Below are 10,977 nucleotides of genomic sequence, written 5' to 3' on the forward strand. Positions count from 1 at the left end.
CGAGAGTAAAATGAACACAAAAACGTCAAAATTTTGAGGCGACGAATTTTTGACGACAATTAATCAATAAATGTCACGATATGGTCAATTTTTTATTTAATAACCATAAATAGGTAGATATATAATCTTATGATTGCACATCCAATAATTTATAACGTTCGAAAACCATAGGATCTGGCTATATCGTTAGATTTAAAACATGAATTAGTAGATAGGTGAAAGGTAACTGATTATGATATTTAAATTTATATGAAACGACGGTTATCAGAATTACCTGACAACAACTTCAAACTAGTAACACAGCGTTGTAGATGAAAACAATGATGACTACTAGATAAGTCATCATTTTATCAAACCAAGCCCAAATAGAAATTATCTATTAAAAATCAACAAGATAAAACAAAAGTCAAGAAGCAATCCGTAATCCACACCATTTAATAGACATTATTTTCAAAAAACATTAGGAATGATTCGACGCATTATGATTTATAGCGAAACTTAACCATTCTCGATCGCAAAAATTGATATATAGGAAAGAAAATTACCGATCTTAAGTAATACAAAACCTACAAAGCAGGATAATTCCTACAAATAACCAAGAAAATATCATTCGTTTTCGATTTGGATTATTAAGCCCCTCAAAAATACCGATAAAAACAAACTGACAAATCAAAACATCAGAGTGTTGATAATTAAAACTGTCACTCGAAAACCATCGGTAGATTGGTTCAATCTTAGCAACATATATCCGATTCAAATACGCCATTTGAAAAAGAAAAATGCCCCGCTAGATCTATATCCAGCGAGGCATGTAATTGGCGAGAATACGCTTCTTCGAAGACAGAATACCTATTCTTCTCGAAATGCTCGGTTCATGCTTTCTGTCAGTGGCTTAATCAAATAACTCAGCGGTGTTCGAGGCTCAGACAAAATGAGTACTTCGGCGTTCATTCCGGATGTCAAACGGTACTTGGCAACATCATCTTGAGAAATTGAGATTCGTGCTAGGTAATAGTCATCTTGGTTTTCTTGTGACAGTTTATCCGCAGAAACAGTCAGCACCGTGCCATCGAGAGGAGCCAATGTTCTTGCATTCAGAGCGGTTAATCGCACATGCGCTTGTTGTCCTGGATTGATCAAGTCAATGTCTTGCGGATTGACTCTTGCTTCAACAAGCAACTTATCATCTTGAGGCACTAACTCTAACAACGTTTGTCCTGAACCAATAACCCCCTTTTCAGTGAACACTTGCATGTTCACCACGCGGCCTGAGATTGGCGCATTAATTGAAGTTCTAGCCACCACATCTTGAGCAGATCGATACTCTTCACGAATGGCAACGACTTCTTTTTTGGTATTCCGCAACTCTTCGACGATTTCATTCAATCTTTCGAGCTTTAACTCTTCTATCTTAGCTTGGTTCTCGTCTAACCTTTTCCCAACGGTTAAAGATTGCCGATCAAGCTGACTTAGAGTACTACGAACCTCTGCGGCAAGCCGTTTGAGTTGCAACAAAGTGGATTTGCCAGAAAACCCCTTCTGGACCAAAGCTTGGTTACTTGCAATTTCTTCTTCAATAAAGTTGAGGCGTTCTCTTTCGATGACTTTGGTTTGCTTAAGATTTTCGAGCTCTAAGCTCGCACCAGAAATACTTTGTTCAATAATACTAAGCTTGCTCTCAAAAAAACGCTTTCTGGCAGTAAAGATCTTGTTTTGCACTAACTGGGCTTCTTTTACGATGTTTACACGAGGAATCGCTTCTAGATCACCAGACCACGAGATATCCGCTAATTCATCCAATTCGGCACTCAGCCGGTTTTCCTTCGCTAGCGTGTGAATGTACTGACCACTAACTGCATCTAGCTTGGCCATTGGCTGACGTTGCGATAATTGAACAAGCGGCTGGCCTTTCTTTACCAAATCGCCCTCTTGAACATACAGTTTTTCAATGATACCGCCTTCTAAATGTTGTATCTCTTGCCGCTTGGTTAGAACAGACAAATCTCCATAAGCGATAGCAGCACTCTCTAACTTTGCGGTAGCCGCCCAATATCCTAAACCGCCTAGGAAAAAGCTTAACGTTGCAACTCCGAGCAAAATTGGCTTTTTGAAACTCAAGTTAGCATCTGAACTGAAACGGTACACTTTCTCCGCAGGAAGTTCGTTAACGACTGGCTGCTGATTGCTCATTTTTCACCCTTGGAATATCCGTTCTGTCCTCGCCCATTAAACGCTTCAACACTTCATCTCGAGCACCATAAAGTTTGGCGCGGCCATCAGCTAAATACAGCAATCGATCCATTTGCCTCAATGTGCTTGGATTATGGGCGATAACCACAATGGTTGAGCCCTGAGATTTTAGATAAGCGATAAGACGCTGATACGCAGCCTCTCCTTCTCCGTCTAGATTGGCGTTTGCTTCATCAAAGACGACGATAGAAGGATCACCATAGACAGCTCGTGCTAGCGCAATCCTTTGTCGTTCACCACCCGACAGTCCACGACCATTTTCGCCAATAATGAAGTCGTAACCTTTGTTCTTTTTGAGGATTAATTCGTGACAACCCGCTAATTGTGCAGCTTTGATCACCTTCGCTGGATCTTCTTGTTTAAAACGCGCGATGTTCTCACGAATGGTTCCTGGAAATAGCTCCACCTCTTGGGCCAAATAGCCAACGTGAACACCTCGATCTTCAGATGCCCAAGTCGACACTTCCATGCCATCTAAAGTCACCTTTCCAGCTAAAGGCCGAATGTTACCAAGCAATAAGCGAGCAAATGTCGATTTGCCAGTGCCAGAAGGGCCAATTACTCCGACGGACACACCCGGCGGGATTGATAATGTGATAGAAGACAGCACTGGTTCAGTCGCACCCGGGTGACGGTAAGTGAGTCCGGTTAACTCATAATGGCCTTTCGGTTTAGGTAACGGCATGTCAGATTCGTCTTGACGAACAATCGCATCAATCTCCTTTAACCGTTTATAAGCCATTCGCGCAGACATCGCGCTGCGCCATGTTCCTATCGCTTGCTCCATCGGCGATAATGCCCTGCTCATCAGAATAGAGCTCGCGATCATCGCACCCGCCGTGATTTCATGCTGAATAACCAACCATGCGCCACCGCCGAGTAAAAATATTTGCAAAGAGCCACGAACAAATTTAGAAAAGTTAGCCATATAAATCGATTTTCCGGCAACTCGCTCTTCAAGCACACTGACACTCTGTACTCGCGATTGCCACTGTTCCAAAAATGCGTTCATCATCCCCATGGCTAAAATAGAGTTGGCGTTTTGTGTCGCTAACTCTGCACTACTAATATGAGAAATGGCCCTAACTTCACTTTCTTGCATCGTCTTTCTCGTCATCAACTCGTTGATCAAACCTAAGCTAAACAGAACGACAGAACCAAGCAACGCAATATGCCCAAGCAAAGGATGGAGTAGATAGACGAACAAAATAAACAGCGGTGTCCAGGGAGCGTCTAACAAAGGATAAGGGGCTTGGCTGCTCAAAAAGCTTTTTATGGTTTGAATATCTCGAAGAACCTGAGAGGTGTAACTCTTTCCAGTATGCGATTGATACTGAATGCTTCGTTTAAGCATGAACACTGAAAGTTTCGCGTCCATCCAAAATCCGAACGATTTACTCATTTGTGCACGAGCAATATCGATAATAGACATAGTAAACAAAGCCGCCAACACGATGATGGTAAGAAGCAACAAGGTGTCAGTCGAATAAGATGAGATGACTCGGTTGTACACTTGCAACATATAAAGTGGGATAGCAAGTACGAGTAAATTAATGAAGAGACTAAAACCGATCAGCAAACCTGCAAGCGTGCATAGTTTTTGTCTGACTTCTTTGAAAACTGTTTTCTGCACGATTACTTCCACTTTAATCGAATGATGTAGGCGCTAGATGACTAGCGCCTTAAACTAGATTTTAAATAACAAATAAATCGGCACCGTAGGTGTTAATATCTGTTTCAGTAACACCAATCAGCTTAACGGTTAAATCTGCGCCGTCAGTAAATACTGCATTGCCAGCCGCATCGTAGCTGAAAGTTAAATCGCCAAACTCTGTCACGGTGTCACTAATGATGTGAAGTGAGTCTTCACCGATAGTGAAATCCACTACCTTCGCTTCACCATGACCACCAAACTTGTCAGTGAACACAAATTTGTCGCTGTCACTGCCACCAACTAAAACGTTATCACCTGAACCTGCGACAAGGATATCTTCCCCGACGCCGCCGTTCAGTTTATTGTCGCCGAGAAGACCTAGTAGCAAGTCATTTCCCGTACCTCCGCCAAGATAATCATTTCCCGTACCAGCTCTCAGGACGTCGTCACCAGCACCACCGGTTAGACGATCATTGCCCGCGCCGCCAATGATGTAGTCATCACCGCCGCCACCAACAAACGAATCATTACCGCCATAACCGATAAACAGATCATCACCGCCATCGAAATCAGCGATATCGTTGTTTGCGCCTGCATCGCCTAAATACGTGTCATTGTCACTTGTGCTCATTTTTATTCCCTCTGGCTTATTTATTGAATAGACCTTTTATTCCACGTCTGATGAGATTCGTTCCAGACATGAGAAGTCTAATAGCCAAGTGGATAAGAATGAGTTTGAATATGGGATGATATTTCTAACTGACCTTTTAATTATAAATATAAAACTTAGTACTTTATCTATTGTTTTCTTTTAATTACATGCAGTTATTCCTAGTACTAGAGGTTTCTTTTTGCCCAACTTGTGGCTTGCGTCCTATTTTTCACTTCTAACTTTCTAAAAATATTGTATAGATGCGATTTAATAGTATGTTCACTGATAAAGAGTGAGTCAGCTATTTCCATATTTGAACCACCCTCCTTCAACATTTTAAGAACCTGAATTTCGCGTCGTGTCAGTTCTACTTCAATTGCAGGCTCTGAAACGTTATTCGATTCTTTTCCTTTGTAATAATTTACCAATTGATCCAACAGTCTTCTTGATAGCCAATTATCTCCTTTAACAATGGCCCCTAATCCTCGACAAACCTTTTCCATAGAGTCCAATGGACCAAATATGCCTTTGACATGAGGCCAAGACGCTAGCTCTTCGGTATCTAAGTCATAACCCAGATTAAGCATGATAGTACCTAGCACTTTATTGCTATCCTTTAGATAAACTAAAGTGTCAGAAGGTGTATCAACTGAAAAGTCAACCAATAAAAAGTAACGATCTGGGATGAGTTCATGATAGCTAGGGTTTTTAGCATCGATGATTGTTATCTTCGTTTCTGTATTTTTAGAAAGCATTTCCTTAAAGTTTTCACTCTGTAAACTTTGTTGAGTGAGCATTAGGATTTCAGGCTTTTCCGTGTACTGTTCCATAATGTTTCTCATACTTTCATTAACTTAAGATTCTTAATTTCGTAGTTAATTATCAGCACTCAAGCTCATATCTAAGTGCTAGACAACAGAGTAAAGTTATTTACTACCTTTTTGAATTACTAATTTATTAAAAACAGAAACAAAAAAAGTGTTTCTCATAAAAGAAACACTTTTAACATGATCTATTTTTGACTAAATATGAGTATGCACTAAATTAGTCAGACATCGATTTTTATAAAATCAAACAACTACTATAGATTGTTCTGATATATTTTCTTTCGCCCAAATCAGCGCTTGCACTCTGTTTTTTACATCAATCTTTTTAAAAATATTGTGAAGATGCGTTTTAACCGTATTTTCGCTTACAAATAACTGCTCAGCTATTTGTTGATTAGAGGCCCCCATAGATAAAAACGTAATGATCTGTTGTTCCCGTTTGGTCAATATTGCCGGAACGTTCTTATTAATTGGCCTGCTATGACGACGCAGGTGAGTAATGTACTGCTGTGCGAATTTACGACTGAACCACATATCGCCTTGGAGCACCTTGTCAATGCCCGTTTGTAAGGTTTGTATATCGTCTGAGGTATAGAAAATGCCGGCAAGTGAACGCCAGACAAAGAGCTCATCCGTTGAGATAGATTTGTCGCAGTTGATGAGGATTTCAAGCGTTCCAGTTAAATTGGGGGTTTTAAATTCCATATAACGAGCAAACACTTCATCTGTGATAACGCTGTAATCTAGGACAATCGCTGATATAGGTCGATTTCTAACAAATGGGCTAGCAAGATTTTCGGGAGTGATCAGTAGAACGTTAATACCGAGCTTCGTTTCCAAAACATCCTTTAAGAGAGATGACTGTAGACTGCCCTCCGTAATTAAGATGACATTCCTTGTAGTTTGATGCTCCATCCTGCTCGCATTCCTTTAGTAGTTTAGATTGAAATATGCAATAGAGTAGATAGAGCGGGAGCATTGTCAAGTATGAAAATCCCTAGTACTAATTAGTAAACTATTGAAGTGTCAATAATTTTTAAGTCACAACATGATGTAGGGAGAAATGGTAGAGAAAAGCTATCCGATTAGAAAATGATGAGTAGAAGTCGCGCTTGTGACTTAGTAAATTGAAGGAATGATGAATTTTACAAATGAAAAAAGGGAGTAAACACTCCCTTTTTATTAATGAACCGGAACAGAATTTTTCTGATTAAACTTGCCGAAGTATTGCTCCAAAATTTCTGGCGTTAACTTGCCTTCTGCTTCTAGCTTTTTAAGCTCAGCCGCAATGGCTTTTTGCTCTTCTAGCGAAGGCAGCTTTACTTCTGGCTCCTCTGCAGCTTCTTGAGAAATCTGCGCTAGTTCTTTTTCGAAGTCGTTCATAGTACTTACCTAAATATAGTCATTAAACTGTTCAACTTCGTCTATTCTATCCAACTCTAGAGTTTGAAGCTACCAACCATCTTATCTAGGCGAGATGAAAGCTCTTGAAGATCGCGGCTTGCGCCAGCCAACTCTTCCGCCGTTGCAGTTGTCATCTCGTTGATCGCGTTGATTTCTTCAATATTCTGATTGATCGTATGAACCACGGTAGATTGCTCTTCCGTTGCCGTCGCAACTTGCGTGTTTCGATCGGAGATATCCGTAATGCGTTCAGAGATATTCACCAGCACTTCTACTGCTTCATCCGTCGAAGCCACACCCTCAAATGTGACCGCTTTGCCAGCTTCCATCGCGCTTACTGCGTCCTGAGCATCACTTTGAAGCTGGTTGATCATACGTTGAATCTCTTCCGTTGAATCGGCAGTGCGCGACGCTAGGTTACGAACTTCATCTGCAACTACCGCAAAGCCTCGACCTTGCTCACCTGCGCGTGCCGCTTCAATCGCTGCGTTCAGTGCCAACAAGTTTGTTTGCTCAGAGATATCGCGGATTACACCAAGGATAGAGCCGATATCTTTCGTTGTAGAAGCAAGCTGTGTCACAACAATGTTTGTCGTTTCCACATCGTCAGCAAGACGGCTGATCACTTCTTTCGCTTTCATCACAACTTCACGACCCGTCTGAGTATTATCAGACGCTTGGTTTGCAGTATCGGCTGCCGTCGCTGCGTTAGACGCAATTTCACTGATTGTCGCGCCCATTTGGTTGATCGCTGCAACCACTTGAATCGTCTGGTCACGTTGCTCTTGGCTATTGTCGTACGTTGACGTTGCTTTGCTCGACACGCTGTCTGCCGCTTGACTCAGTGCACCGCTCGTCAAAGATACCTCTTTCATGGTTGCGTGGATTTTCTCAATAAATCCGTTGAAACCTTTAGAAAGTTGCGCGATTTCATCATTGCCACGAATTTCAATACGCTGTGATAAATCACCTTCGCCTTGACCAAGATCGGTAAAGCGATCTGCAATCAAACGAATTGGCTTAGTGATACTGTTTGCAAGCAATACGCCCATCAAAATGAACACCAACGCCACTACAATGGTTGTGATCATCATTTTTTGGCCAGTTGCATTGAGGTCAGCAAACACTTCGTCAACAGGCACGACGCCAACAACAAACCAGTTCATGGACGGCACATACAAACTCGCGACGAAATTGTCCTTACCTTCAAACTCGACATTAATTAGGTTGAAGCTGTTTTTGTTCAGCAGTTGATTCGCGTTGCTGCCAAAAAGCTGCGCAATCGACGTTTTGTTTTTGCCTTGTTGACGATGAATTTGAATGTCACCTTTTTCATTCGTTAAGAACACGTAACCTGTGTCCTCAATTTGGAAGCTATTTAGAAGTGACACCATGTCATCCATCGACTTAGATAGACCCGACATCGAGATACCGTTTAAGTCTTGGTAGTTAGTGAACATTTTCACTTCACCATTAGCTTCTTGGAAAACACTCACTGATGTTTCGCGACCCGAAGAGGTGAAACCAAAGAACCACGCGTCTAGCGAATGGTTTAGCTGACGCAAGAAACCATTTTGGTTCCAGTAGTACGCCGTTTTACGGTTTGCGACCGATGCGTCATTCAATCCATACTGAGATTTGATGTTGTTTAGCTGCTGAACAAGCTGCGTTTCAGAAAACTGTGGGTGATCAGTATTTTTTAGCGCTTCGACAACAAATTCGTTTGTTGCTAGTTGCTTCGCCGCTTGCTGCATTTGCACAACTTCGCGGTCAATTTCAGTGTTAATTTGTTGCAGCATGGCTGGCAACTCAATATCAATCAGGCGGTGACTTAACACGTCTCTCGCATGGCGTTGAGCCATCACACCAACGATAATGGTTGATGCAAGAACAGCAAAAGTAATACCAAGTACAACCTTTTGTTTGATACTCAGAGAATGAAGTTTCAACATATTCGGACCTTTTAAAAGAATCACTTGTTATTGGCATCCTAGATAGTGGCTATCAGGTGCATATCTCTGTGACATACACAGCATGGAACCTATATCGACCTGAACGAACAAAACTAGAGGTATTTCTCACTATCTTATGCAAAATAAATGTAACACCCTGTCATTCAAGCACTTTCAGCGTTTTTCTTCGCTTGCAATCCTTTTCTTTGCCCCAATATTGAAAAGATAAATTTCGAGAGCGAACAGGAACTTTTTCCTGATTGGCAATGACCAATACTCAAAACGAAAATCAAATGGATATCGAGAGTCCAAAGCATGCATAAATCAAACTTCGAAACTCTTCAGCATTATTTAGAGTCTCAGATCATTGGCCAGCATGATCTGGTTAAACAACTGTTGATCGCCCTTCTTGCTGACGGGCATATTTTGGTTGAGGGTCCTCCGGGACTTGCTAAAACTCGCGCCGTAAAATCACTGTCTGATTGCGTAGAAGGCGACTTCCATCGCATTCAGTTCACCCCAGATTTGCTACCTGCCGATTTAACTGGTACGGATATTTTCCGACCAGAAACAGGCGAGTTCACATTCCAATCTGGGCCGATTTTCAATTCACTCATTCTTGCGGATGAAATCAACCGTGCGCCAGCCAAAGTACAAGCCGCAATGCTTGAAGCGATGGCAGAAAAGCAAGTCACCGCAGGTCGCCACACCTACGCGCTGCCTGAGCTATTCTTGGTCATGGCGACGCAAAACCCGATAGAACAAGAAGGTACTTACCCTCTTCCAGAAGCTCAGCTCGATCGCTTTTTGCTTCACTTAGAAGTGGATTACCCAGATGCAGAACATGAATTAGCGATCTTGCGGATCAATCGTGGTGAGGCAAAAGGTGAATGCTCTATTGAGCGCCCAAGCTTGAGTCAGCAAGACATCTTCACCGCGCGCCAAGAAGTGCTCGACATCCACATGGCAGAAGCCATTGAGCAATACATTGTGCGTTTGGTGATGGCAACACGCCGAGCAAGCGAATACGACAGTGAGTTGGATAAATGGCTAGCAATGGGGGTCAGTCCGCGTGCAACCATCGCCCTTGACCGATGCGCTCGTGCTCATGCTTGGTTAGCAGGTCGTGATTTTGTCTCTCCTGAAGATGTCCAAGCAATGGCGTACCCAGTGTTACGTCACCGATTATTGCTCAGCTACCACGCTCAAGCAGAAGGCGTAACGGCAAATCAAGTCATCGATAAGTTGCTAAGCTTGGTTGGCAGCGCATAAAGCGGGTGAGTGACATGTCTGCAAACCATCCATTACCGCCTCATGCGAATGGGGTGACATTAACACTGGAAGAACTGCTTCAATATCGCACGCAGTCGGTACGTTGGTTGCCACCGGCACAAAGCATTTGGTCGCAGATGAGCGGCAACCATACGAGCCGACAAAAAGGTCGTGGTATGGACTTTATGGAAGTGCGCCAGTATCAAGCCGGAGATGACATTCGCAGCATCGACTGGCGAGTCACAGCGCGCACCGGAAAAGCACACACTAAATTGTTTGCGGAAGACAAAGAACAAGCGGTGATTTTGTATCTCGACCTCAGCTCAAGCCTTCACTTTGGCTCAAAGTACGTATTGAAGTCAGTACAACTCGCTCATTTCGCCAGTGTTCTTATTTGGCTCACATTAGCCAAAAAAGATCGTATTGGCGCAGTGATTGATGATGGACACCAATGCTTAGAATTTCGCCCTTCCTCTTTGCAAAAACAGGGGCTACGGATTCTCAATGCGGTCGTTGATACCCATAACGCGCAGTTGACTCAAGACCCAAATCATGAGACTCGCACAATGCCATATTCGCAAGTGTTAGAAACACTCCACACACTCACGCCAAAAGGCAGTGAACTGATTCTACTCAGTGACTTTGCACATGTAGAAGAAAGAAAGCTAACGCAACTGCGTCGCCTTAAACAACACAACAGCGTGAGAGCCATTCAGTTTTACGACCCATTGGAAAGAGGAGAAACCGACTTTCGTGGCCAAGCAAAAGCCTCTGATGGCCGTCGTAGCCAATGGTTCAACTTCGGCTCAACAGGACAAAGAAAAGCGCTCGAAACACACTTTACTCAACACCAAGAATCCATCAAACAACAGTGTCATTCGATGGCTATTCCATTTAACACACTATCAAGTGGTTGGCCTTTGATTCAGCAATTAAGCTAACAGGCCTTACAAAGCAGTTTTCAAT

9 protein-coding genes are annotated in these 10,977 nt (G+C 42.6%); 2 read left to right on the forward strand and 7 right to left on the reverse strand.

The genetic code is table 11. The features are described 5' to 3' along the window. Positions 1-849: 849 nt before the first annotated feature. From DYB02_RS18715 to DYB02_RS18745, 7 genes are all read right to left on the reverse strand, one after another. Positions 850-2,190, reverse strand: a complete 1,341-nt coding sequence (locus DYB02_RS18715) for an HlyD family type I secretion periplasmic adaptor subunit (protein ID WP_005462986.1) — start codon at positions 2,188-2,190, stop codon at positions 850-852. After that, positions 2,165-3,883 (reverse strand): type I secretion system permease/ATPase, encoded by a 1,719-nt coding sequence (locus DYB02_RS18720; protein WP_025525533.1) that lies wholly within the window; start codon positions 3,881-3,883, stop codon positions 2,165-2,167. The genes DYB02_RS18715 and DYB02_RS18720 overlap by 26 nt, the downstream gene beginning before the upstream one ends. A 61-nt stretch (positions 3,884-3,944) precedes the next feature. Further along, positions 3,945-4,535 (reverse strand): calcium-binding protein, encoded by a 591-nt coding sequence (locus DYB02_RS18725; protein ID WP_021450607.1) that lies wholly within the window; start codon positions 4,533-4,535, stop codon positions 3,945-3,947. Positions 4,536-4,741: 206 nt separating this feature from the next. After that, positions 4,742-5,398, reverse strand: coding sequence for a cyclic-di-GMP-binding transcriptional regulator CpsQ (gene cpsQ / locus DYB02_RS18730; RefSeq protein ID WP_005462983.1), 657 nt, complete (start codon positions 5,396-5,398; stop codon positions 4,742-4,744). Positions 5,399-5,626: 228 nt separating this feature from the next. Next, positions 5,627-6,298, reverse strand: coding sequence for a LuxR C-terminal-related transcriptional regulator (locus DYB02_RS18735; protein ID WP_021450605.1), 672 nt, complete (start codon positions 6,296-6,298; stop codon positions 5,627-5,629). 267 nt (positions 6,299-6,565) lie between these two features. After that, entirely contained in the window at positions 6,566-6,766 is a 201-nt protein-coding gene (locus DYB02_RS18740; protein WP_005462979.1) for a restriction endonuclease subunit S domain-containing protein, read from the reverse strand. Positions 6,767-6,822: 56 nt separating this feature from the next. Then, the gene (locus tag DYB02_RS18745) at positions 6,823-8,739 is read right to left on the reverse strand and encodes a methyl-accepting chemotaxis protein (RefSeq protein ID WP_029803897.1); all 1,917 of its coding nucleotides are present in this window, start codon (positions 8,737-8,739) and stop codon (positions 6,823-6,825) included. A gap of 315 nt (positions 8,740-9,054) precedes the next feature. Here DYB02_RS18745 and DYB02_RS18755 point away from each other — a divergent pair, with 315 nt between their 5' ends. Beyond that, positions 9,055-10,011: an AAA family ATPase gene (locus DYB02_RS18755; RefSeq protein ID WP_005499739.1), complete on the forward strand. Its 957-nt coding sequence runs from the start codon at positions 9,055-9,057 to the stop codon at positions 10,009-10,011. A gap of 14 nt (positions 10,012-10,025) precedes the next feature. After that, a complete protein-coding gene (locus DYB02_RS18760; RefSeq protein ID WP_029803895.1) occupies positions 10,026-10,952 on the forward strand; it encodes a DUF58 domain-containing protein in 927 nt (308 codons plus the stop codon). The last annotated feature ends 25 nt before the right edge of the window (positions 10,953-10,977 follow it).

The sequence above is a fragment of the Vibrio parahaemolyticus genome (assembly GCF_900460535.1).
Lineage (GTDB): Bacteria > Pseudomonadota > Gammaproteobacteria > Enterobacterales > Vibrionaceae > Vibrio > Vibrio parahaemolyticus.